Source organism: Nitrososphaera sp., from assembly GCF_013388945.1.
Taxonomy (GTDB): domain Archaea; phylum Thermoproteota; class Nitrososphaeria; order Nitrososphaerales; family Nitrososphaeraceae; genus Nitrososphaera.
Map to the genome: position 1 here is coordinate 119,976 of NZ_JACAEH010000004.1, position 21,817 is coordinate 141,792.

General features: G+C 55.4%; 26 protein-coding genes. 14 read left to right on the forward strand and 12 right to left on the reverse strand.

Annotated features, from left to right (window positions below):
- Positions 1 to 67: 67 nt before the first annotated feature.
- Genes cobI through HXY31_RS02315 form a run of 4 tightly spaced genes read left to right on the forward strand, consistent with a single transcriptional unit; the run spans position 68 to position 2,243 of the window.
- Positions 68 to 796: a precorrin-2 C(20)-methyltransferase gene (gene cobI, locus HXY31_RS02300; protein WP_292639177.1), complete on the forward strand. Its 729-nt coding sequence runs from the start codon at positions 68 to 70 to the stop codon at positions 794 to 796.
- On the forward strand, positions 783 to 1,559 hold the full coding sequence (cobM, locus tag HXY31_RS02305) for a precorrin-4 C(11)-methyltransferase (RefSeq protein WP_292639180.1): 777 nt from the start codon (positions 783 to 785) through the stop codon (positions 1,557 to 1,559). Before cobI ends, cobM begins: the two co-directional genes overlap by 14 nt.
- A 58-nt stretch (positions 1,560 to 1,617) precedes the next feature.
- On the forward strand, positions 1,618 to 1,836 hold the full coding sequence (locus tag HXY31_RS02310) for a hypothetical protein (protein WP_292639182.1): 219 nt from the start codon (positions 1,618 to 1,620) through the stop codon (positions 1,834 to 1,836).
- Positions 1,836 to 2,243 carry a hypothetical protein gene (locus tag HXY31_RS02315; protein ID WP_292639184.1) on the forward strand — a complete coding sequence of 136 codons (408 nt, stop codon included), beginning with the start codon at positions 1,836 to 1,838 and terminating at the stop codon, positions 2,241 to 2,243. Before HXY31_RS02310 ends, HXY31_RS02315 begins: the two co-directional genes overlap by 1 nt.
- Here HXY31_RS02315 and HXY31_RS02320 read toward each other — a convergent pair.
- From HXY31_RS02320 to HXY31_RS02330, 3 genes are all read right to left on the reverse strand, one after another.
- Entirely contained in the window at positions 2,240 to 2,455 is a 216-nt protein-coding gene (locus HXY31_RS02320; protein WP_292639187.1) for a hypothetical protein, read from the reverse strand. The two genes, HXY31_RS02315 and HXY31_RS02320, sit on opposite strands and share 4 nt — an antisense overlap.
- Positions 2,456 to 2,464: 9 nt before the next feature.
- Positions 2,465 to 3,109 (reverse strand): hypothetical protein, encoded by a 645-nt coding sequence (locus HXY31_RS02325; RefSeq protein ID WP_292639189.1) that lies wholly within the window; start codon positions 3,107 to 3,109, stop codon positions 2,465 to 2,467.
- A 227-nt stretch (positions 3,110 to 3,336) separates the two neighbouring features.
- Positions 3,337 to 3,636 (reverse strand): hypothetical protein, encoded by a 300-nt coding sequence (locus HXY31_RS02330; protein WP_292639190.1) that lies wholly within the window; start codon positions 3,634 to 3,636, stop codon positions 3,337 to 3,339.
- A gap of 53 nt (positions 3,637 to 3,689) precedes the next feature.
- Between HXY31_RS02330 and HXY31_RS02335 the strand changes: the two genes are divergently transcribed.
- Complete coding sequence (locus HXY31_RS02335; RefSeq protein WP_292639192.1) at positions 3,690 to 4,265, forward strand: hypothetical protein; 576 nt, start codon at positions 3,690 to 3,692, stop codon at positions 4,263 to 4,265.
- Positions 4,266 to 4,284: 19 nt separating this feature from the next.
- Here the strand turns inward: HXY31_RS02335 and HXY31_RS02340 are convergent, their stop codons facing one another.
- Both HXY31_RS02340 and HXY31_RS02345 read right to left on the reverse strand, forming a co-directional pair.
- Positions 4,285 to 5,436, reverse strand: a complete 1,152-nt coding sequence (locus HXY31_RS02340; protein WP_292639194.1) for a vWA domain-containing protein — start codon at positions 5,434 to 5,436, stop codon at positions 4,285 to 4,287.
- A 95-nt stretch (positions 5,437 to 5,531) separates the two neighbouring features.
- Positions 5,532 to 5,834 (reverse strand): hypothetical protein, encoded by a 303-nt coding sequence (locus tag HXY31_RS02345; RefSeq protein WP_292639196.1) that lies wholly within the window; start codon positions 5,832 to 5,834, stop codon positions 5,532 to 5,534.
- 114 nt (positions 5,835 to 5,948) lie between these two features.
- Here HXY31_RS02345 and HXY31_RS02350 point away from each other — a divergent pair, with 114 nt between their 5' ends.
- The 5 genes from HXY31_RS02350 to HXY31_RS02370 all read left to right on the forward strand — a co-directional run bounded on the left by HXY31_RS02350 (position 5,949) and on the right by HXY31_RS02370 (position 8,722).
- Positions 5,949 to 6,395 carry a hypothetical protein gene (locus tag HXY31_RS02350; protein ID WP_292639198.1) on the forward strand — a complete coding sequence of 149 codons (447 nt, stop codon included), beginning with the start codon at positions 5,949 to 5,951 and terminating at the stop codon, positions 6,393 to 6,395.
- A gap of 323 nt (positions 6,396 to 6,718) precedes the next feature.
- Positions 6,719 to 7,036 (forward strand): hypothetical protein, encoded by a 318-nt coding sequence (locus HXY31_RS02355; protein WP_292639200.1) that lies wholly within the window; start codon positions 6,719 to 6,721, stop codon positions 7,034 to 7,036.
- Positions 7,037 to 7,073: 37 nt separating this feature from the next.
- On the forward strand, positions 7,074 to 7,874 hold the full coding sequence (murI, locus tag HXY31_RS02360) for a glutamate racemase (protein ID WP_292639202.1): 801 nt from the start codon (positions 7,074 to 7,076) through the stop codon (positions 7,872 to 7,874).
- A gap of 226 nt (positions 7,875 to 8,100) precedes the next feature.
- Positions 8,101 to 8,472, forward strand: coding sequence for a hypothetical protein (locus tag HXY31_RS02365; protein ID WP_292639204.1), 372 nt, complete (start codon positions 8,101 to 8,103; stop codon positions 8,470 to 8,472).
- Positions 8,462 to 8,722, forward strand: coding sequence for a hypothetical protein (locus tag HXY31_RS02370; RefSeq protein ID WP_292639205.1), 261 nt, complete (start codon positions 8,462 to 8,464; stop codon positions 8,720 to 8,722). Before HXY31_RS02365 ends, HXY31_RS02370 begins: the two co-directional genes overlap by 11 nt.
- A 1-nt stretch (position 8,723) precedes the next feature.
- On the opposite strand, the gene HXY31_RS02375 is transcribed toward HXY31_RS02370, so the two are convergent.
- Together HXY31_RS02375 and HXY31_RS02380 are read right to left on the reverse strand one after the other, a co-directional pair.
- Positions 8,724 to 9,914, reverse strand: coding sequence for an adenylate/guanylate cyclase domain-containing protein (locus HXY31_RS02375; RefSeq protein WP_292639207.1), 1,191 nt, complete (start codon positions 9,912 to 9,914; stop codon positions 8,724 to 8,726).
- A 58-nt stretch (positions 9,915 to 9,972) separates the two neighbouring features.
- Positions 9,973 to 14,967: a SpaA isopeptide-forming pilin-related protein gene (locus tag HXY31_RS02380; protein WP_292639209.1), complete on the reverse strand. Its 4,995-nt coding sequence runs from the start codon at positions 14,965 to 14,967 to the stop codon at positions 9,973 to 9,975.
- Positions 14,968 to 15,480: 513 nt separating this feature from the next.
- Here HXY31_RS02380 and HXY31_RS02385 point away from each other — a divergent pair.
- Positions 15,481 to 16,698 (forward strand): transposase, encoded by a 1,218-nt coding sequence (locus HXY31_RS02385; protein WP_292639212.1) that lies wholly within the window; start codon positions 15,481 to 15,483, stop codon positions 16,696 to 16,698.
- Between the two features lie 23 nt (positions 16,699 to 16,721).
- On the opposite strand, the gene HXY31_RS02390 is transcribed toward HXY31_RS02385, so the two are convergent.
- Entirely contained in the window at positions 16,722 to 17,156 is a 435-nt protein-coding gene (locus HXY31_RS02390) for a universal stress protein (RefSeq protein WP_292639214.1), read from the reverse strand.
- A gap of 92 nt (positions 17,157 to 17,248) precedes the next feature.
- On the opposite strand from HXY31_RS02390, the gene uppS reads away from it, so the two are divergent.
- Both uppS and HXY31_RS02400 read left to right on the forward strand, forming a co-directional pair.
- On the forward strand, positions 17,249 to 18,070 hold the full coding sequence (gene uppS, locus HXY31_RS02395; protein WP_292639950.1) for a polyprenyl diphosphate synthase: 822 nt from the start codon (positions 17,249 to 17,251) through the stop codon (positions 18,068 to 18,070).
- A gap of 31 nt (positions 18,071 to 18,101) precedes the next feature.
- A complete protein-coding gene (locus HXY31_RS02400) occupies positions 18,102 to 18,230 on the forward strand; it encodes a hypothetical protein (RefSeq protein ID WP_292639217.1) in 129 nt (42 codons plus the stop codon).
- A gap of 4 nt (positions 18,231 to 18,234) precedes the next feature.
- Here HXY31_RS02400 and HXY31_RS02405 read toward each other — a convergent pair whose 3' ends face one another.
- Together HXY31_RS02405 and HXY31_RS02410 are read right to left on the reverse strand one after the other, a co-directional pair.
- Positions 18,235 to 19,161 carry a hypothetical protein gene (locus HXY31_RS02405; protein WP_292639219.1) on the reverse strand — a complete coding sequence of 309 codons (927 nt, stop codon included), beginning with the start codon at positions 19,159 to 19,161 and terminating at the stop codon, positions 18,235 to 18,237.
- A 27-nt stretch (positions 19,162 to 19,188) separates the two neighbouring features.
- Positions 19,189 to 19,980: an NAD+ synthase gene (locus tag HXY31_RS02410; protein ID WP_292639221.1), complete on the reverse strand. Its 792-nt coding sequence runs from the start codon at positions 19,978 to 19,980 to the stop codon at positions 19,189 to 19,191.
- A 115-nt stretch (positions 19,981 to 20,095) separates the two neighbouring features.
- Here HXY31_RS02410 and HXY31_RS02415 point away from each other — a divergent pair, with 115 nt between their 5' ends.
- Entirely contained in the window at positions 20,096 to 21,073 is a 978-nt protein-coding gene (locus HXY31_RS02415; RefSeq protein ID WP_292639223.1) for a hypothetical protein, read from the forward strand.
- 51 nt (positions 21,074 to 21,124) lie between these two features.
- On the opposite strand, the gene HXY31_RS02420 is transcribed toward HXY31_RS02415, so the two are convergent.
- Both HXY31_RS02420 and HXY31_RS02425 read right to left on the reverse strand, forming a co-directional pair.
- Positions 21,125 to 21,511 (reverse strand): PIN domain-containing protein, encoded by a 387-nt coding sequence (locus HXY31_RS02420; RefSeq protein WP_292639224.1) that lies wholly within the window; start codon positions 21,509 to 21,511, stop codon positions 21,125 to 21,127.
- Positions 21,504 to 21,713 (reverse strand): AbrB/MazE/SpoVT family DNA-binding domain-containing protein, encoded by a 210-nt coding sequence (locus HXY31_RS02425; RefSeq protein ID WP_292639226.1) that lies wholly within the window; start codon positions 21,711 to 21,713, stop codon positions 21,504 to 21,506. The genes HXY31_RS02420 and HXY31_RS02425 overlap by 8 nt, the downstream gene beginning before the upstream one ends.
- Positions 21,714 to 21,817 lie beyond the last annotated feature (104 nt).

Below are 21,817 nucleotides of genomic sequence, written 5' to 3' on the forward strand. Positions count from 1 at the left end.
TATCCCGGTCCAAACGTGCATTCTGCAAGTAGAATATTATAAATTGCTGCAAGCGTGAGCAGTCCTCATGAAGCTTTACTGCGTCGGTTGCGGCCCCGGCGACCCCGAGTTGCTCACGGTCAGGGCCGTGAACCTGATAAAAAGTGCAGAGGTGATATTTGCGCCAACTGCAAGAGAGGGCAAGCCCAGCATCGCGCTTTCAGTCGTAGAAAAGTACGTCGACAAGTCAACAAAGACTGCAAGCCTCGTGTTCCCGATGGTAAAAGACAAAGAGTCGCTCAAGGACTACTGGAAGCGAAACGCCGCCGAGATAGCAGAGGCGGTGCGGGCCGGCAAGAAGGTCGTATACCTTACAGTCGGCGACCCGGCGCTCTACAGCACCTGGATATACATCCACCGCCAGCTGAGAAGCGACCACCCTGACATCGAGATAGAGGTGGTGCCCGGCGTCACGTCGCTTTTTGCAATCGCCAACAAGGCCGGGATAAGCTTGGCAGAGGGCGACGAGACGGTGGCAATAGTGCCGGCGTGCTACGACATGGAGCGCGTAAAAAAGGCGGCAGGCGCGTGCGACACGGTGATATTTCTCAAGGACGGCCGGTACTTTGACAGCGTGATCGACATGCTCGGGCAGGCAGGATTTCCCGACGACGCGTCGATATCAGTCGCGCAGGACATCTCTGTCCCCCAGAGCGAGATACTCGAGCAGACCACGCTTGCGGAGCAGCGGGGCAGGAAGGGGCCGGCGGAAAAGTACTTTGCGATAATGGTGGCAAAGAAAAATGCCAGAAAGTAAGACGGTGTATTTTGTCGGGTCCGGACCTGGCGACCCCGAGCTCATAACGCTCAAGGCCAAAAAGCTGGTCGAGCAGGCAGACGTCATAATTTACTCTGGTTCACTGTTCAACCCAAAGAACCTGGAATACGCAAAGAAAGACGCCAAGCTCTACGACGCCGCTGTAATTGACCGGGAGAAGATCTACCAGATACTGCGCGACTCTGCCCTTGAGGGCAAGCTGGCAGTCAGGTTCCACGATGGCGACCCTGCGCTTTTCAGCACAATCAGGGAGCAGATAGACAAGCTTGAATCAGACGGCATAAAATGCAAGGTTGTGCCCGGCGTGACTGCGATCCTTGGCGCCGCTGCCGACCTGAAGCTTGAATTGACACTGCCGGGCGTCACGCAGACGCTCATCATCACAAGGGCGGAATTGCGCACGCCGGTCCCCGAGAGGGAGTCGATTGCAGAGCTTGCAAAGCACGGCGCGACAATGGCGTTTTACCTGAGCGTGCACCTGATAAACGACGTTGTAAAGGAACTTTTGAAAGGGGGCGTCTACACAAAGGACACGCCGGCGGCAGTCGTGTACAGGGCGACGTGGGACGACGAGAAGGTGATAAAGGGCACACTTGGCGACATCGCCGAAAAGACGAAAAAGGAGAGGATAATCAAGACGGCGCTCATAATCGTCGGCGACGTGATAGCGCCCAAGAAATACGAGTATTCAAAGGTGTACGACGCAGGCTTTACGCACGGCTACAGAAAGGCAGACAAGTGAAAGCTGTAGTCAACATGGGCGCGCCTTAATTATCCCAGCCGTCCCAGTAACTAGCCCCATGACCTACATGCTTGACAGACGCGTGATGGATGCGCTTGCTAGGTCCCTTGACGTCCTCGGCGAATCATCGAAAAAGGTCGTGCTCTACCACATTTCCCAGAGGGGCGTGAACCCGGAAGGCGCCACGCTGGAGGAGGTAGAGGCCGCGCTTTATGCGATGCTTGGGCCCGCGGCGTCGATAATCACAGGCCCGATGCTAAAAGAGCTTGAGCCCTGATGGATGGCTACTTTGACCTTTTCTGCCAGCGCGTCATTTCCTGCGACGGCGCCATAAGATCGGTGCGGGCCGCAAACGGCCTTGGCAGGATCCTCGGAAGCTCGTACAGGGCCGGCCTTGCCCACATGCGGAACGACGAGGAGGAGCTCCACTCGCTCAGGTCGGTCCTGCGCGCGGCGCTCAGGGAGGATTTCGAGCCCGTAAACGGCAGGCTGCGCTACTCGCTTTCTGTTTACGAGAGGCTTGCGCGAGCTACTGTCCCGCTGAAAGGCGGCGGCAACCCGGGCGACAAGCTTTACCTGCTTGTCGCGTTTGAGCCCGGCGCCGACATCGGGTCGATAATCACGGGCAAGATATTTCCGGAGATAGAGCGTGCAGGGATAAAAGAAGAAAAAGCGGGGGCCTAGGCCCTTCTGGCCCACGCAGTCACGGTGACCGTGCTCACCAGCGCGCCTGCGGCGCCCGTTATCATGGCAAACACGATGCTCGGGTCGACTGACAGCGTCGGGATGAGTGCCAGAAGCGCCTGGCCGACGACGGGCGAGGCCAGGTACGCAAAGAACCCGACTGCAAACCCGATCATTGCAAATATTGCGATTACGCCTGCTCTTGATGCCACGCCGACCACCTACTGCTGGTGCTCCTCCGACAGGCCGTAGCCTGCCGACGGGATTGAAGGGAACTTGTCGTTCACCTTCTGCTCCGCGACAGCCGATGCCTCCTGCATTATCTGGTCAATGTCTGCTCCCGAGCCTGTGTTCAGGTCGAAGGTGGGTGTGGTCCCTTGCAGCGACTCCATAAGCACGCCGCCGAGCATGTTCTGCATGTTGCTTATTTCGCCGTCTGCTCCCGGCAGGAACTGCGCAAGTCCTGGCTTCAGGCCCTTTATCGAGGCCATCGCCGGGCCCAGCGCCACCATCGCGTCACCGAGGTCGTGCACCGTGCTGAGCCTCATCTGGACCTGCTCAAGCGCCATCTTGGCGGAGTTGAGCGTCCTTGAGATCTTGCGGACCTCGGCAAGCTCGTTTGAAAGCGCCTTTGCCGCGTCCGTGTCGTGCCTCTGCGTGGCCTCGACAACGCGCCGGAATAGTGCGGCGTCCTTCTCGTTCATCTTGCTTATCATTGTCTCTAATTTTGAGGTCTGAAGGTGAAGCTTGTTAACCGCGGTCTCGATCCTTGGCTTGAGCGGACCCTGCGGCTTGAGAGCCTCCTTCAGCTTTTCGCTTGTGCTGACCTTGCTCTGGTTATTCCAGTTTTTTTCAAACCCGGTCATGGCTTCGCATGAAGATTTGCGTTATTAATTCCGGGTGTATAATCTGCTAAACCATAAGCTTAGCTTATTACAGTGACCATGAGACGCGCGCCGGTACCAGATTTTTCTAGAGCTTCCGTCTAGGATAATCCGCCGCGGCGAAAGCTTGAGAGACGCGCGGAAAAAGAAAAATCCTCTCCGCGATGCGCAGGTAGCGCCGTCTCGAAAAAGCGGCGGCAGGAGAACGACTACTTTAGTGGTATCTTGGCTACCTCTTTCATCGCCACAGAGCCCCAGGCGCCCATGCCACGGCTCTGGCCCGCCTGCGCCGGCCCGGTTATCTGGCTCACAGCTATATCGGTCGCGGCCATCGGCGGCCACAGCATGGCGACGTACTCGCCGGCGTCGCCGGCCTTGTCGAGGCTTGCCGGCACCATGTTTTCCTGTCTAAAGCCGGCGGCTGCGAGCTTGGCCTTGACCGGCTCTATCAGGTCGCGCCTGCCGTGCACGATGATGTAGATCTTTTTATTCCCGTCTATCTGCGACACAGGGTTCCAATACGGGTAGGACTATAAACATGTTGGCTATTCTTCTTCCATATTTGATAGTCGCCGACTCGCACATGGCAATGGTGCTCCCCGACGACATCTCGGCGCGCATATCCGACTTTGTGGCAGGCAGGCGGGGATTCCCGTTCATCGAAAAAGGCGAAACGATGTGTGTGATGTACCTGTACGGGAAAACAGGCGGCGTGACCGACGCCGATGTCAAGGAGGCGACGGAGCTTGCCGGGCGCACGGCTGAACAGGTGTCAGCCGATGTCGACAGGTACAGGAACAGCTCAAAGGCGATGCTTGACCCCGAATACATCAGGAGCAAGTTTGTAAACCGCGGGCTCCAGCTTGCAGTCGAGAAAAAGCATGGAACTGGAAGGCTTGCAGGCGACCCCGCAGTTCTCGCGGACTGCTTTGCGCAGCACGTCGCCTTTTACAGGCAGGACCACTTTTTTGGCCTGTACGGTCCGCTGAAAGAAGCTGAATTAACGGCAGATATCAGGGCCGCGCTTGTCCGCAGGATGGTTATGGTCTGCTACAACAAAAAGAGCGAGAAAGAGCTGGGCACGCACCCGCTCATACCGGTGTACGTCTGGTTCAGGGACCGTGCAGGGTTGAAATAGAAAAAGGAAAGAGGGGAGGTCAGGCTACCGTCGAGTCGAACAGCGCTCCCTGGTCTACTGCTGCAGCTCCGCTCTGGTCGTGCGGAACTGTCACCAGCACCTCGCCGGTGCACGAGCCGCCTGCTCCGTCGTCGGCGCTGAACATGATGTGGTACACCCTGCCGTCGCCGGTGCCAGACCTCTCGGACCTTACTTCCGCGGTGCCCGTTCCAACTCCCGCGCCGTCAGGCGACTTGTCCCCGTCGCCAAGGCCGTTTGTGGGCTCGTCCTGGAAGATGCCGGTTATGGTGACTGTCACCTCGTCGCCGTCTGCGTCAGTCACGCCTTCGATGGTCACGCTCTGCATCTTGTGGTTCGGCGGCCACAGAGTGGCAACGCTTGGCGCCGCTGCGCTGCAGTCAGGCTCCTCGTTTGCGGTTCCGCAGGTCTCTATGATGGCAAGGATTGCGTCAGCAGTTCCCGTGCCGTCGGCAGCAGTTGTTATGAACACGCCGCCGCTTGTCGTGGCGTCGTCTGCAAGTATGGCTGCCTGGCCCGCATAGTCGCCGGCTGTCGGGACGAACACGTCGGATATCCTGATGCCAAGGCCGGCCGCAGTCACTGCCACGTCGTGCATCCTGGCAACGTCTGCCGGGTCGGTGACGTCGTCAAATCCGCCTGGCGGGGCGTCGGTTATCAGGATGAGGATGTTCACTGCCCCTGCCCTCCACGGCTCGTCAAAGTCGCCTGTCTGTCCCGGCCTTGCAGCCAGATTGTTGATTGCCGTGTTCTTGGCTTCGTCTGATGCCTCTGGCAGGCCGGCTCCGCCGCCTGCAACCGTGGCAGCTATTGATGCTTCAACCGCGGCAAGGCTGATTGTCAGCTCGTGGTGGACCGTCACGTCGTCCTTGAATGTTATGTATCCAAGACGCAGGTCGTCGTCTGCCGTGTCCGGCATGCCGTCAGGACCCGACGCTGCCTGCGCCTGGTCTATGATGGTCGGCAGCGACCCTACGACGTTGGCGATTGCGCCGCCCATGCTTCCGGTGTCGTCCAGTGCTATGGCTATGTCCATCGGCCCGCAGAATTTCTGCGCTTCTGCGTTCCTCGGGACAAATGCTGTCGCAAAGACTGCCCCCACCAGCAAGAGCGAGAGCAGCATCGTGCTTGAGAACGTAAGATATTGCGTCATCGGAAGTGACAGACGGTTGAAAATGAAATAAAGCTGGCTCACCTTGCCAATGCTCATTGGAAAAGTGAGTAACTTTTCCAAGCTACAATGTTATGTCAGGTTGATGAAAGCAGTGCTGCCGCGCCATCGGTGAACTGCGTCCGGTAAAGATTCATCCCGCTTTCGCTCAAGGATATGACTTGAAAGCCTTCCTCGTCTTTTTCCCTCCTGATGAGGTCCAGCATGTCCATCCAGGCAAGGTAGAGCATGCACTTGTCATAGCCAAGGCCAGACTTCATGGCAAGGTGGGTCTTTTTCATCCGGGGGCTGGACTGCAGGATGATGATTATGCGTCGGACTATGCTCCACTCTATGCGCTTTAGCTCTCTCTTGCTGTCTCTCAGACCTGTGCCCTCCAAGGGGTATCTACTTGAGAAGTCGCTTGCTAAAGAAGTTTTTGGCAGGTGTGAACATGACAGAAAGGCAATCGCGTAGTGCAGCGATAATATACTGAAAAACGTCAAATGCTTGCGTTGCCTGCTCCAATGGTCAGGTTTTCCGAGTTTCTTGGAATCGGCTATTTTGGAGACGAAAGGCAGAGCGTTATTGCGCCGATTTTTGACTCCCGACACAACGCCGAAAAGGGATGGTCAAGAGTTGCCGACAGCCGGCCGGCGTTCCACGCCGTCTTTGTGCAGCACGAGCAAAAGTACGAGTTTATCGCCTACCCGCTTGAAATGGACGAGGGCAGGATAAACTACGTCCTGTACAGGTCGTTTTCAAGCCTCGGCAGCCTGCGCAGGTTCAAAGAGACGCTGGGCGGGCGCACGTTCATCAAGTTTGGCTGGCACGACCTGACAAAGCCCGAAAAATTCGACGTGATGCCGGCCTATGCCACAGTCGACGGCGTAGAGTTTGTCGCCCCAAATGACATCAAGCCCGGCTCGCTTGTCGACAGGATAAGGAAAAACGAGCTTTAAGTGGTTAGGGCCCGCCCGGCTTTTGTTCCGGGCGGGAGGTGATTTGAGACTTGCTGGTTTACAACTGATATGCAGTGCGACCACAGTGGTCTCACGCTGCATACCAGTCGGAAACTTGCTGGTAGATGCCAACGCCAGTCTTCCTGGAAATTAGGCATGCCTAATTAGGTCAGCCTAATATTTAAACGGTCCCAGCTTTCTTGCCCCAGAAAACCCTGCATGTATGCACGCAATCCGGGAAAATTCTTATCTCATACTCCAGCCAAAGATTGCTAACTGCAGCCATGGCCGGGAAAAATGGTCTCTGCGAGAAGATAGGGGAGATGCGAAACGTCCAGGCAGTGTTCCTTGTGCACGACGGAAGCATCGTGCAGTGGAAGGCCAGAAGGGGCGTCAGGACTCCGTCGCCGGAGCAGATGGACAACGTCGTGGTGCAGAGGCACATGATACTTGCGCTTGCGCGGGCGCACGAAGGCTTTCTCGGCAAGTTCCACTACAACCTGAGCCGGTACGACGACTCTGACATACTGCTCTTTGACACGCCGGCCGGGAAAAAATCGATGCTGATGGTCATGGTGAAAAAGCCGTACGAGCTTGACGGGCTCTTGCACGAGATTCGCGGCGCGCTAAGGGACTATTGATCTACGTTTATACCCTATTTGATAGATAGCATCACAGTTGACGAACAACCCGATAGCCGTGTTTGATTCCGGCATAGGCTCGCTTTCCATAATCAAGGAGCTTCGGCGCGAGCTTCCTGCAGAGGACCTGCTGTACTTTGCCGACAGGGCGCACTTTCCGTACGGCAACATGTCGCACAAGGAGCTTTACGAGATAGTCTTTAACACTATAAACTACCTGAAAAGGTTCAAGCCAAAGCTCATAGTCCTTGCGTCAAACACGCCGTCGGTGCAGGTGCTTGAAGAGGTAAAAAAGAGGGTGACAGACGTCCCGGTAATTGGCGTCAGGCCGCCGCTCAAAGAGGCTGCAAGGATGACAAAGAAGAAGCACATCGGGATACTTGCGACTGCCGGCACAGTGAACAGCAAGGAGCTTGAAGCCCAGATAAGGAAGGAGGTGCCGCAGCACATCCTTGTTACAAAGTTCAACGCGTCGCCCATCGTGCAGCTCGTGGAGCAGGGAGTGCACCTGACCGACGAGCGCAGGACGTTTGACGTGATTTCAAGGGTGCTCGGCGACGATGCCGACGAAAAGATAGACGTCATCACGCTTTCAAGCACGCACCTGCCCTTTGTCAAGCGCTACCTGAATGCGCTTTTGCCAACAGTCAGGTTCGTCGACCCCGCGCAGATGGTCGCAAAGGACGTGAGGAAATTCTTGAAGTTCTACAGGATGACAAAGAAGAGCGGGAGCGGGAAACTGCAGATCCTGGTTTCTGACGGCAAGCGCGAGTTTGAAAAGTCGGTGCGGGCCATGGGCGTGAGGGAGCCGGTCGAGGAAGTCTTTCTCACGTTCTAGCAGACCCAGCTGCGCACGTAAAATTTGTAAAATAATAAAGATATTTTGATATTAGTTCTGGATTTGTCTGAATGCCGATAGAGAATTACATCCATGTTCTTGCATTATGAAAACTATTGCAGCGTTGTTAGTGCTAATATGCCGTTGCTACTAGGCCAAAGCCCGCAGTAGATTGCGCAATTGCATTTTACCAACCAATATCATCTGCATCTGCGAACTATAGGGCATGTCGTCATTCCGGATCGGTGAAACGCTCGAATCGCGCTATGTGCGGGACGGGGACGGGCTGTTTTTGGACAGGCCGGCGCATGCGCTGCAGAGCACTCTGCTCGACGAGAAGGCAAGGCTTGTTTGCAAGGAGCTCGGGCTCAGCTACAGCGCGATGAGCCCGGTCCAGAGGCTGTTCCTCACGCACTATAGGTGCTCCGTCTGCAAGCTCGTGCCGCTGTACTTCCTTGACCTGGCGCACCCAAAGAAGGCCCGGTGCGGCAAGTGCGGGCATCTGGTGTCGTTCACAAGCTCGGGCAAGTACGGCAAGATGAGGAAAAAGCTGGCTCTTGTGCTGCAGATAAAGGGAGGCGGGGAAAGTGTTTCGTAACAGCGTAGACGCGTTCCTCTATCTCCTTGACGGCAGGGAGCAGGAAGAGCACCCGGCGCACAGCGTGAAGAGCATAGAGGTGGATATCAAGTACATGGCAAACGGCATCAAGAGGTGCGGCGTTCAGGTCATGTATGACGACGGGGTTGGATACGGCGTGGAGGCGTACGACAAGGAGGCAGACGAGCTGTACAGGGAGGCCAAGATCCGGTCCTGCCTCCGCAAGGCGCCCCTGCTGACTGTCACCTGACTTACCATTCGAACCTGTACGACAGGCCCGGGGGCATCTCCTTCCGAGACCATTTTGCGATATTGCGACTGCCGGCCTTTGTTATTGCCGGCTGCACGCTGGTCTTCTTTTTCGCCTCCGTCTCGAGGCTCACCTCGTAAACGGTTGGCGCCTTCATGCCGGCGGGGTAGTCCATGGCGATGGCAAACTTGCCGCACGCAACCAAAAACGCGTTTTCAAAGTACCTTTCAGGCTCTTCCACGTCGTACTCCAAGACGTAGCGGCTGCGCTCGCCTTTTTCCACCGGCGTGTTGAAGAGTGTGGTGAACTCTTTTTGCCGCGGCTTGTCGATGCTGATGCTCGATATCTTCAGGTCGTGGCCGTGGTCGTCGTAGACTTTGATGTTCAGCTCGTCAAACGTCTTGTCCACGTCGGAAGTTATGCCGTGCAGGACGTGGTGTATCGGGTCGTCAGAGATGTTTTCTATCTCGTAGGTCCGCTTGTAGTGCATGAGCTGCGTCTTGGAGTTTTTCAGAGTCATATCCACCTGCACAAACGGGTATAATGCAGTCTTTACCAGTCGCGACGCTTCTCTGCCCATCTTGCTCCTCTGGAACGAGCCTTTCACCGGCGGCCTGGGGTTGCCAAAGCCGGTTCCGTACGCAGAGTAGAGCAAAAGCGCCTGCCCGTGCTTTATGGAATAGTCGTGGACAGGCTTTATCATCCTCTTGTACTCGTCTGAAAGCTCGCGAAGGTCCTCTGCCATCCTGGTGCTCACAAGTATGTGGCCGTCGTCGCCAAGGTCCATGACGCGCCTTGCAATTATTATGCCCGGTCCCCAGACGTTCTTGTTCCCAAGCACGTCGTTTACAACAAACACGTTGCCTGCGTGCATCCCCACCCTAACCCGCACGGTTTCCGAGGGGATCTTGTCCCGGTTGTACTGCGCAAGGCGCTTGTGGAGCTCTATTGCAAGCTGCAGCGGGAACTGGGGCCCCTGCAAGAATCCTATTGCCATGCCGTCGCCTGTCGGGAGCACGAGCATCAGCTCCTTCGGCGTCTCCTTGAAGGCGGCGCACTCCATGATGCACTTGTTCAGCGTCTCTATCTTTTTGATCTGGGTCTTGGTGGACATCGCAGGGTCCGAGAGGCCGACTATGTCAACGAAGAAGAAATTGGCATGGATGAGGTTGAGGTTGGAAAGGATTGTCAAGCGTGAAGATACGCGTACTATATCCCGCTTTCAGATAAAGTTATTCGGCCAAAAGAGGTCACACCTTCAGCGCTTTCTGGAAGGCGTCTGACAGGGGCCACGGAGAGTCGACGCCGCTCCAGACCATCACCAGAACTGTGTAGTTGCCGCGGCGAAGGTCTATTGTTTCAGAGACCTCCTGTTCGGCGCCCCTTTCAAGCGTGCCCGTCGATACGTGGACGTACTGCGTGATGCCGGCCCTGTCAAGCACCTGAATTATCACCGCGTAGTCCTGGGAGAGCCTCTGCGCGTTCTTTACCGTCGTTGACAGGGCGATTTTTCCCTCGGCAGTCTTGCTTGCCAGCGGCTTGTCAGACACGATTGACATTTTCTTCAGAGGATAGGCCTCAAAGTACGAGTCTGGGTACGTGCCGTCGTCTATCACTGCCGCGACGACCGGCGAAAGCGAGGTGAGCTTTGCCCTGATAACCTTTGCATTAGTGTCGACGCTTACTGTCACGTCCTCCCACCCTGCGCCGGTGTAGTGCAGCAACCGCAATTCTGATTCTTGCGCAAACGGCGGGAGCAGCGAGGGGTCGTACGGTATGACAATCTCGATAGGCCCGGAGAACGTGACGCCGGAAGTGTCGATTTCATAGACCGTGCCCACGGTTGCATAAGGCGTGCTTCCCTGGCTGCCTGCAACTACCACCTTGCCAGTGCTGCCAGAGACCGATGAAAATATGCCGGGCATCTGTGAAGGTGTAGAAACGCTCACCCTCACGTTTCCGGTCGCCTGGATGCTGGCAAAGCTCAGCCCTATCGTCTTGCCGCCTACTGACACGGACGTGTTCACGTTGCTGCCAGAGCTGACAGGCGCCGCAGATGAGCTGGACGAGCCGGGTGTGCTTCCGCCGCCGGCTCCGGGGATGATGCTCTGGAGCACGTTTGCGGTTATCTTGACGCCGCCGATTGCAAACTTGGACCAGTGTCCGGGCTCAAGCTCGTATCCGCAGTACTGGCCTGTGTCAAGGGACGGCACCCTAGTGGGCTTTGTTACCGTGGTCCACTGGTTCAGGCCCTCGTCAAAGAAAAAGAGCGAGACGTCGGGGCATCCGTCTGACAGCTTGTCGACGTTCAGGTTCCTGTCGACCAGAACCCTCACCTTGGGGGAGCCCTGGAACGCCGACGGGCTGGAAAAGTTGGTGCCTGAAAAGTCGCCGGCAAAGTCCACCGTCAGAAACATCGCAGGCGTTTCCAGTATCGACGTGGGCGGGGCAGGCGTCCCTGAAGGGACGGTGTCTGTCACGCCGACGCTGAACGCGGCGTTGTCCACCGAGCCGGCGCTTGTAAAGGTCATCTCTACGTTCTTGAGCTGGCCCGAGCCTGTTGCAGTCGGGGTCAGGCTGTCAAACAGGACCGTCATGCCCGGCAGTGTCTTTTCCAAGACTGGCGTCATGACGAACTTGTTGTCAGAGCCCTGCTGCCCGATTACGATTGGCGGGATGATGTACACCTTGTTTGTAACAAGGTTCTGCTCCGGCGAGCCGTATGTGGGGATGGTGTAGGCCGACTTCAAGTCCTGTATGGAGGAGTTGGCAGGCGCTTCTGCTGCAAAAGAGATTGTCGGAAGTGTGGTGACCTCCGCGGGCGGGACTAGCAGTCCCTGCGGCAGGTCGTTCACGGTCTGGACAGGCGTGTTGTTGACGGCCGCCCCGCGGAGCACAAAGTTGTTGAACTCGACACTTGTCAGGTCAGGCGCAGGGATTTCAAGGGTCTGCTCTACCACCTGACCGGTAGGAATGTTTTCAAAGATGACGACTGGCGACTGCTGGGTCGCGTGCACGCTTGCAGTTATCTCCTCGACCACCCTTGCAAAGCCGGCCGGGACCTGGGTCTCTTCAATTGCAAAGGTGCCAAATTCCACGTTGTTGAGCAGTATGACGCCGTTTGTAGTGTTAGAGTCCTCCGGCATCCCGTCCTGCACCACAAGCGAAGACGTGAGGGTGAACGGGTTTGGAGTTATGGTAAAGCGCGCGCCCTCAAGCAGATTGGTCGTGCTCTGAAGCACCTTCTTTATCGTGAGCGTGCCTTTCCTGTCGTTCACTGTAACGTTTACGGTGTCCGGGGCGCTGTTGGCTTTGCCGTCGTTCACCACCAGCCGGAATGTCAGGGTGACTGTAGAGGTTATCGTCGGGGCGGTGAACGTGGGCGAGGCGGCGCTTGCGCTTGACAGCGCCACTGCCGGGCCGCCGGTCTGCGTCCACGAAAAAGCCAGCGCGTCGTTATCAGGGTCGGAGCTTGCCGCCCCGTTGAGGGTCACCAAGTTGCCCTCGTCAACTGTCTGGTCTGCTCCTGCGTTTGCTACCGGCTGTCTGTTTTTCATTGCTGTTGTGCTGTCTGAAAAGCCCAGCTGGTCTGCAACAGCGCCGGGGATCGTGAACTTTGTGAAGAAAATTTCGTGACCACCGGCAGAAAGGTCTTCCCAGACTGCGTATACGGTATTCCCAGATATCGCCACCTCGGGGACCGTTGAATCGCCGGTGTTTTTGCTGAGGTTGAGTTTCACATCAAAAGTGGAGCCGCTGTTGGCGCTGTGGCGGAACAGTATTTCAGCAGGCGAGGACGCATCATCCCACGTGACAGCAACGCTGCTGCCGGCCGAAGTGACAAAGGGGTCAAGCGAAGAGCCCGAGTTGCTGCTGAGGTTTACTGCCGAGCCGAACGTGGCGCCGCTGTCGGTGCTTTTGGAAAACATGATCTCGTCGTTTCCAGATGTATCGTCCTGCCATGCCAAGTAGACATTTGAGCCTGTAAAAGACACCCAGGGCCAGTCCGAAGAGCCCGAGTTGCTGCTGAGGTTTACCGGCGCACTGAACGACGTGCCGCTGTCGGTGCTCCTTGCATACATGATGTCAAAGTTGCCGGGAGTGTTGTCTGTCCATGCCACAATGACGTTGGTGCCCGATGCCGAAACGATTGGAAGCTCTGAGGTGCCAAGGTTTCCGCTCAGGTTTGCAGATGCGCTGAAGCTGGCGCCGCTGTCGGTGCTCCTTGAGAAAAATACCTCGTATTCCGCGGCTACCCCGGACTGCCAGGTTACGTAAACATTGGTGCCCAGAGCGGCCATGTGCGGGATGATGGAAAAATCTGAGTCGTTGCTGACGTTCACTGCCGAGCTGAACGTTTCCCCGTTGTCTGTGCTCTTTTTGAAGAGTATTTCGTGGTTTGTTGCAGACGTATAATCTTCCCACACAACATAGACGACGCTGCCGACTGCCACGACAAAGGGAATCGTGGAATCCGTGCTGTCGTTGCTGAGGTTTACCGGCGCACTGAACGACGTGCCGCTGTCGGTGCTCCTTGCATACATGATGTCAAAATCTCCCGCAGTGTCATCGTACCAGACCGCGTGGACGTAGGTGCCCGAAGCGGCGATGCTGGGGAGGAAGGAATCGCCTGCGTTATTGCTCAGGTTCAGCTTGCCCGTCATATCGTTGACAGAAATGTTCACCGTGTCTTGGCTCGAGCCGCTTGCGCTGCTGACAGTGAGCTGAAAGGTCAGTGTTGTAGCGCTGCTCACCTGCGGCGCGGTAAAGGTCGGGCTTGCCGTGCTGGCTCCTGAGAGGCTCACCGATGGCCCTGCAGTCTGGGTCCATGAATACGTCAGGCTTTCGCCGACCGGCGCCGTGCTTGCTGCGCCATTGAGCGCTACTGTTACGCCCTCTATTGTGTTCTGGTCTGGCCCCGCGTTTGCCGACACGTCGGGGTCCCTTGCAAACATCACCTCGGCAGGCGAAGCGGCAGAATTCCATGCAATGTAAACCGTGTCAGTCGATGCAGCAGCGTGTAGATTAAAAGAATTGGCAGCATCATTGGTCAGGTTTACGGTGTCATCAAACGTCATGTTGTTGCCGTCGTGTGTTCCCTTCATGTAGAGTATGTCGCAGACAGCGCCGACGCACTCTTCCCAGAACAGGTATACGGTGCTCCCGTACGCGGCCACCCTTGCAGTGGCAGCAACGCCTGTGGTGATGTCCCAGTTGGAGCTCCACGACGTGACAAAGCCGTTATTGCTGAGCGCGACCCTAGCGTCGCCGTTTCCAGAAGAGTCGTCCACCCAGGCTACGAAAGCGTTGTCCCCGGAAAGAAATATCGTCAGTTCGCTTGAATCCCCGGAATCAGATGAGAGGTTTGTGGGAAGATCAAACGTCGCGCCGCTGTCGTCGCTGAACGCGTGAAAGGTGTCAACATTACCGGGGCCATTGTCGAGCCACACTATGTGAACGTTGGTGCCGGTGGCCGCAACTTCAGGTCCCTCGCTGGTTCCATTGCTTTCATCGAGATTCATCGTGGTACCATAGCTGGACCCCCTATCCGTGCTCATTCTAAAAAAAGTGAATGCGTCGATGCCGTCGTAGGACCTCCACGCGACATAAACGTTGAATCCTACAGCCGCTATTGAAGGCAGAGTGGACTCATCTGAATCGTTGCTGACGTTGACAGGAGTTCCAAAGGTTGCACCACTTCCTGTGCCAACTATGACAAAGATATCATGGTTGCCGCCGGTAGGGTCATCCCAAGCGACGTACACGTAGGTCCCCTCCGCAGCTATGCGCGGGTTGTCTGCCAAGACGGAACTTCCGCTCAGTTTGACCGGAGTGTTAAAATTTGTGCCGTTGTCCGTGCTACGAGTAAACCAGACCTCGCCGCTCTCACCTAGGTCTGAAAGCCAGATGACATATACGTTTGATCCGACGACTGCAACTTGTGGTTTTATGGACAGATTCGCGTCGTTGCTCAGGTTTACTGGCGAACTAAAGGACGCACCGCTGTTGATGCTTCTGGCAAAGAATACGTCGTGGTTTGCGTCTGCTTCTTCCCATACGGCGTAGACGTTGCCGCCGGAAAAAGCTAGCTGGTTGCCTTTAGTGGACGACAGCAACGAGTCGGTTGTGTTGTTGCTGAGGTTCTTGGGCGTCCCGAATCCCGCATAAGCCGGCTGGATGTGAGAAGCCAAGGGGAGGGCTGCGAGAAGCAGCACCGCTGCTAGCCATATCGCCCACCCCTTCATGAGCTCATGAATCTAAAAGAATTATATAATAATACTAGTCGTTCGACGAATTTTCTACCAGAAACAGGAAAAAGCTTATCCTTTGTTCCAGACTTGTCCTTATCAGATTAGCCTGCTCTCAGGACAGCAACCAGAGGCATTGTAGGTCAATGCAAAACAAGCAACAGCGCTCCAAAGCTTGACTACTGTTTTCAATAGGCCAGACGTAAAGTATGCGCTGCGAAACGAAAGCCCCGGAACCTCGGGCCAGCATGACGATGGCAAAGGAAAAAAGCTGACAGACGTACGACCGAGATAGCGGAAAAATGCAGATGGCAAAGTACTGGCAAAGGGTGGCGCAGGGCCTGCGGCTGCACAATGGTGTGGTTTTGGGCCGGTTGCAACCGCGCCGCCTGCGAGGGTGGGACTTGAAGTCGTGCCGTTGATAACAGTGATTCTGTTAACTGCCAGCTCCTACCCCCTCCCCTAATGGTGCTACACTCTTTTAATACAAAAGAATGAAATCGGTAATAGTTGGCCATAGTAACGGCTGTCAAATGCATCAATCAAGCTTGTTCGCTTAGTGAAGGAATGCTGGCGATGATGGAAACATTCAGACAGATGGTCAATGACTGCCTGAGAATTGGACTTGAGAATAATGCTTCAACTCTAAAGAGGCTGTCAAAACTCTGCTATCCTGCTCTTGCTAAGTATGACATCATATCCTACTACAAACTGAACGCTATCTCAAAGGCAGCCGGCATCCTTTCAAACAGAAAGCAGTCCATCAAACGAGGTTATCCTACTAGGACTCCATACATGAAGCGCGCATTGTTGATCTCAAGCTATGGCTTTAAAGTTGAAAATGGCGTCCTGCAGGTTCCGCTTGGTGACAGGCGGTATTTTGACATTCTCCTTAACTCCTACGTCAAGTGCATCCTGTCTGACGCTGCGGTAATAGTGCGTTCTTTCACTCTTGCAGCCAACAACACTGTAAGCATCGCTTATTCAAAGGAGGTAACAGAGATTGGATGTAACACGACAGCCGGGGTGGACAGGAATCTTGCGAATGTTGCTTACGGTAATCATGATAGAGTCGTCATGTTTGATGTCTCGCAAGCAGTCAGGGTGGCAGAAAATACGTGTTCTATCACACGGTCTTTTAGACGCAATGATGTGCGAATTCGTAAGATGGTAACCGACAAGTACGGACGACGCAGGCGCAACAGGGTAAGTCAACTGTTGCACAAAGTCAGTAAAGCAATAGTACAAGATGCAAAGGAGCGCAAGGCTGCAATAGTATTCGAGGACATCACTTTCATTCGCAAGCTATACCAGAAAGGCAACTACCAAGGACGCGAATATCGGGGTCGGATGAATTCGTGGTCCTTCTTTGAATTGAAAAGGCAAGTCGAATACAAGGCAGCATGGGAAGGCGTGAAAGTAATAACGTTGACGAAAAGCAAGACGAGAGGAACATCGCAGCTCTGTCCTCGATGCGGAAAGAGAGTCCAAGAGGCAGAACGTGACAACCCGTTCTACAGGCGGCAGCTCTGGTGTCAAGACTGTCGAAAGTGGATGGATCGTGACGTAGTTGCTGCGATGAACATAGCTAGGAGGGGCGCTGATGTGTTCCAGCGTCCAGAAGGGCTTGCAGGTGAAGCAATGGTACAGGAACTCGGGAGTGTGACGCCGGTAATCCTGAAAGTCGATGCAAGCAAGTTGACTTTAAGCCGTGAGCCGATAAGTTAACAGAACCGGCGGGCCTTGCGCGTCTATTTTACGACAAGGACCGGGATCCTGGCATTTTGCACAACCGACTGCGACACGCTTCCAAGCAAGAGCCTCCCTATCCTGCCCATCCCGCGGCTTCCAATCACAATGATGTCCGCGCTGTTTTCCTTGGCTGCTGCAAGTATCTTTTCCCGCGCGTCGCCCGTCTCCAAGAGCGTCTCTATTTTAAAGCCGTGCTTTGTGCCAGCCTCCCATGCAAGGTCTGCAAGGATCCTGCTCCCCATGCTCAGGTAGGCCTTTTCCAGCCTTTCAAGCGTGGTGGGCGCAACCCCCTCTGCCACCGGGGGCGGCGGGACGACATGAACGGCAATAAGCCGGGCGCCTGTAGACTTGGCAAGCCATATCGCCGTCTTGAGCGCCCTTTTTGCGTTCTCTGACTGGTCGACTGCGACAAGGATGGTGTAGGGCCTCTTCAACGGCCTTTCTTGCCAGACTCTGGCTATATTGTTGTCGCTGAGAGGGTCAGGTAATATCTTAAATAAATGTCGCATTCCATGAATTATTGAGGATGGGGCTCAGCGAGGACTTTGACAGGGGAGGCAGGGCCGTGATGGACGGCCTGCTCCATGCGAGCCGGATCTACTCGTACTACGAGCGCCGGCTGGAATCGGAGATATTGAAGTATCCGCTGCCAAACCACGTCGCAATCATACTTGACGGCAACAGGCGCTGGGCGCGCTACCATTTCCTTGACAGCGAGCGGGGCCACCAGTACGGCGCCGACAGGGCAGAGGACCTGCTGAACTGGATACACGACCTTGGAGTCAGGATAACGACGCTCTACATTCTTTCAACGGAGAACCTTGACCGGCAGGACGACGAGCTGCGCAACATCTACAGGCTTCTCGAGATAAAGCTGAACAAGCTGTACAGCGACGAGCGCGTGCACAGGCGACAGATGAGGATAAAGGCTATAGGCGACAGGCACAAGCTCCCGCACAGCATACAGGAGATCCTGACAAAACTCGAAGAGTCGACGGCAGAGTACAACAAGATGTTCTTGAACATCGCAATAGCGTACGGCGGCCAGAGGGAGCTCGTGGACGCGGTGAAAAAGATAGCAGGCATGGCAAAGAGGGGCGAGATCCAGGTTGACGACATCGACGAAAAGACCATCGAGGCTTCTCTGTACACGTCGCACCTGCCGCAGTCGTCGCCCGACCTGATACTGAGGACCTCCGGCGAGAAGCGCCTGAGCGGGTTTCTCATCTGGCAGAGCGCATACTCTGAGCTTATGTTCATGGACGTGTTCTGGCCCGAGTTCCGCAAGATAGACCTGATGCGCGCAATAAGGACGTACCAGCGCAGGGTGCGAAGGTACGGCAAGTAAGACACAAGTACTCGTTTTTGCAATCTTTTTCGTGCCAGAAGAAAAAATATCGTGCCCCTACTGCCAGTCCGAGTTTGAGTCCAAGGAGGACCTGTCAAAGCACATAGACAGGATCCACGGAGGCTCGGGCCTGCTTGAAGGCGACAAGCGCAGGTGGTAGCCTGTCAGCCTACGGTCTTGCCTGCAAGGTCGACGTCTATCTCCCAGTACTTTGGATGGGCCGGAAGCGGCAGGCCCTTTGCCACGTCGACAAAGTCGTACGACGCCGTGACAAGCCTCGGGGCCACGGTATCTTCAAACGTGTCTACCTCGCCTCCAGAGACTGTGGTGACAGATACCATCACCTGCTCCTGCTCCTTCCATGCAGGCGCCGGCCCGGAGAACTGGGTGTAGTTGCCCGAGAGCCATCCGCTGGCAGCATTGGGCCAGAACAAAAAGGCGGCATCTGGCACATCTGTTCCTATGGATAGCCCCGTCTGGTACTCCTTGTCCGACGCGTCTTTTATCGCAAAGAACACCCGGGTGTCCTTCTGCGGGTTGGAGACCTTTAGCTCAAGCGGGTAGCCTTTGCCGGCCTGCTCGAGGCAGTTTTCAAAAGATTCAAGTTCCGTGGAATCTGGCTGGCTGATGGGCACTTTTTGGATGAGGTTTTTGGCAGTTATGGAATTCTCCTCAAGGCCCAGTATGTAGACTGTGGTTTCAAAGCCTGGGCCGGTTGGCACAGTGGACAGGTTGACGTTCCTTGAATCAAGCGTCGCCTGAGAATTTGCCGGCAGCGAGTCAGGGTTTGGGACCAGCCTGCCGCCGGTGTCGTTGACCCGAAAGTTTGCGACGACTATGCCCTGCGGCTCGCAGTTTTCGTCAAGGCCCTTTCTCACCACAAACGCCGCCGCGTTGTCAAGGGCTGGGCCCTTGTTTTCCACCTTTGCAAGGAACCTGCTGCTAGTGTCTTCCAGCACGTAAACCGTGAAATCGCCTGAAGAGTAGGATTTTGCCCCGATGGTTTGAAAAGAGTTTGCGTAGAAGGCCAGAATTATGCCTATCGCCGCTATTGCAGCGCCGCCAATTATGGCAAAATGTACAGTTTTCAACGCTGCACCCATAGGTTGCGCTTGTTATTAATCGATGCGAGCGACGGGCGGCATAATCCTCTTGTGGGCGCTTGCCTTGATCATTGCTTCTACTTTTCGTACACTAGCTGGAGAGACGGCTAGCGCCTTTGCAGCCCGGGCGGGTTTCATCTTTTTGTCCACCAGACAGTAAAGGATCGGATCGATGGTGTCATAGCTCAATCCAAGCTCGTCTTCTGCAAGCTGGCCGGGCCACAGGCGGGGGCTGCTCTTTTTGTTGACTATTTGCGCGGGGACGCCGAGGTGCCTTGCCAGCTCCCTGACCTGCGTCTTGTACAGCCCTGCAAGCGGCATGAGGTCAGAGCCGCCGTCGCCGTACTTGGTAAAGTATCCTATCATCAGTTCTGACCTGTCGCTCGTTCCTACCACAAGCGAATTGCGAGAAGCCGCAAAGTAGTACAGGATACCCATCCGCATGCGGGCGACAAGGTTGCCCCTTGTCTTGTTGTCTGCCTCTGGCAGCAGCTTGGCATAATTCTCTATCAGAGGATCAATCGCGATTACTTTGCATTCGACCCCAAGACTCGACGCGTGGTTGACGGCGTCTGACACGTCGTCTTGTGGTGTGGAACTTGAAGGAAGGACCAGGCCGAGGACCTTCTTTGGCCCTGCAGCTTTTGCGCACAGCTGTAAAGCAACGGCAGAGTCGAGGCCTCCGCTCAACCCTATTACCAGCCCCCGGGCGCCACTTGATTTCAAATAGCCGGAAATGAACCGCTGTATCTTGCTAGAGACCCTGGCAAAATCCTTTATCGCAAGGCCCGCCTGCGCCTGCTTCACAAGAGCAACTCGCTGCAGGCGTATTTATTGCTACTCGAGGTAGAGAGCATCTTCAGAATGCCTAAATACGATGATACGGGCGGTATGACCGTTACGCATGACTGGAGGGGCTGCCATGGTCTTGCTATTGATCTTTATCGGCAGCACCGGCGCTGCGTATGCCCAGACCGAGCTTGGCAGCAAGTACAGCGTCAGGACAGCGGGATTTGAGATCCAGTTTCCTGCCGGCTGGAACGGCACTCTGACAAGCGAAGAATATGCCATAATGTATCCTGCCGGCGCCGAACCTGACGCTTTGATGACGGTTCTTGTGACAGACAGAATAGATGCCAGAAGGCTGATGACGTCGGAGGTGGGAGTCGAGTTTGGCCGTGTCGCAATATACGAGGACGAGTCGTGCGACAGCATCGTGGACCAGATAATTCCGCTGAACGGCAACAGGGTTTTCCACACGGTACACGAATGCCCGGCTGAAGTGGGCTACAGCAAGACGGACACCTACGTGATCTTCACCCTGAGAAACGCCATCGCTGTGAGCCTTTCTGCCGCGTCCCCGGAAGCATACGAGAGGCATCTTCCCGAGTTTGAAAGTTCGCTCAAGTCCATCATTATTGAAGGGCCCATCGACTTTCGGACCGCCCTTGAGATCATCCTGGGCACGACGAGCATCTCTACCCAAGAGGTGGATTTCTCAGCCGGCGAGATCAGGCTGACTGCGGGCGCGTCGTCGAAAATAGTGGCAATTGACTTTGACGAGGAGTCAAGGTGCATCTCTGTCACAGTCGACGAGCAAAAGCGGTCCGAGGGCCACCTCCTGGTCCCGGCCCACCGCCTGCTTTTGGGGCCCTACCAGGTCTATGTCGACGGAGAGCCTTCCGACGACTATGTGGTGATAGGAGACGAGGGCGGCGCGACGCAGCTGATAGACGTATGGTACAAGCGGGGGGCGCACAAGATTGAGATTGCCGGCACCGAGGTCGTTCCAGAGTTTGACGCAGGTATCGCGTTGATCCTGGCCGCCTCGCTGTCGGCCGCATTGCTATACCGGCGCATGGCCTCTCAGGCCACAAGGCCAGATTCGGCGCCTGCATAGTTCAGAAGATTCTCCGGGACGAAGATGGTTATTTGATCTGAAAGGGCAAACTTACTTTACGAACATTACTCCTTCGAGCTCCTTGAAATGCCGGTCTCCTGTAAGGAATGGGATTTGCATCTTTTTGGCAAGATAGTATCCAAGTGCATCAACGTATGATATGTCCTTCCGCTTTTTCATCAGATCTTCTCTGAGTTTCATTGAGCCAGCAATGTCATCAATATCAAAGTCAACGAGATACCTGGAAAAGCGATCGATAATCTGCCTTGCGGCCTCATGGCCATGGAGCTTACCGACCCTGAAGTAGATTTCCATCAAGTTTAGCTTCGTTAGTGCACCTGAAGATTTTTCCTCGAAGTATCTGGTGTAAGCCTTCTCACCGCTGATGTATGCAAGCACAGCGTAACTGTCATAGAAAAAAGTCCTGTCCCTACTCACTGTCAGCCCATTCCCTGCGAAGTTCGTCCTTTATCTTTTGGATGTCGCCCATCGGGTATTTGCCAAATAGCTCCTTGATGTCGTTGCACTTCTTGAGCTGGTATTCGACCTCGTCTCCTTCCCGTAGCCCTTCCTTTGAAGCCAGATCCGCCGGGATTATAAGCCCAAGTGAGTTGCCCCACCTTTTCACCCTAGCCCTCATCAGTTATACGTAATGTATAACTCGTTAATAAACAGAGCTGTTCGGCCACCGATCGCGGCGCCAAGTATCTCAAAAACACTAGCATCCCAAGCTGCAAAGCCAGA

What these genes read in the sequence shown, in the direction of transcription:
- HXY31_RS02315 (WP_292639184.1), top strand. Translation starts at nt 1,836, where the DNA reads ATGGATGGCTACTTTGACCTTTTCTGCCAGCGCGTCATTTCCTGCGAC.
- cobM (WP_292639180.1), top strand. Translation starts at nt 783, where the DNA reads ATGCCAGAAAGTAAGACGGTGTATTTTGTCGGGTCCGGACCTGGCGAC.
- HXY31_RS02365 (WP_292639204.1), top strand. Translation starts at nt 8,101, where the DNA reads ATGTCGTCATTCCGGATCGGTGAAACGCTCGAATCGCGCTATGTGCGG.
- HXY31_RS02415 (WP_292639223.1), top strand. Translation starts at nt 20,096, where the DNA reads ATGGTCTTGCTATTGATCTTTATCGGCAGCACCGGCGCTGCGTATGCC.
- uppS (WP_292639950.1), top strand. Translation starts at nt 17,249, where the DNA reads ATGGGGCTCAGCGAGGACTTTGACAGGGGAGGCAGGGCCGTGATGGAC.
- HXY31_RS02310 (WP_292639182.1), top strand. Translation starts at nt 1,618, where the DNA reads ATGACCTACATGCTTGACAGACGCGTGATGGATGCGCTTGCTAGGTCC.
- HXY31_RS02380 (WP_292639209.1), bottom strand. Translation starts at nt 14,967, where the DNA reads ATGAAGGGGTGGGCGATATGGCTAGCAGCGGTGCTGCTTCTCGCAGCC.
- HXY31_RS02340 (WP_292639194.1), bottom strand. Translation starts at nt 5,436, where the DNA reads ATGACGCAATATCTTACGTTCTCAAGCACGATGCTGCTCTCGCTCTTG.
- cobI (WP_292639177.1), top strand. Translation starts at nt 68, where the DNA reads ATGAAGCTTTACTGCGTCGGTTGCGGCCCCGGCGACCCCGAGTTGCTC.
- HXY31_RS02355 (WP_292639200.1), top strand. Translation starts at nt 6,719, where the DNA reads ATGCGAAACGTCCAGGCAGTGTTCCTTGTGCACGACGGAAGCATCGTG.
- HXY31_RS02425 (WP_292639226.1), bottom strand. Translation starts at nt 21,713, where the DNA reads ATGAGGGCTAGGGTGAAAAGGTGGGGCAACTCACTTGGGCTTATAATC.
- HXY31_RS02325 (WP_292639189.1), bottom strand. Translation starts at nt 3,109, where the DNA reads ATGACCGGGTTTGAAAAAAACTGGAATAACCAGAGCAAGGTCAGCACA.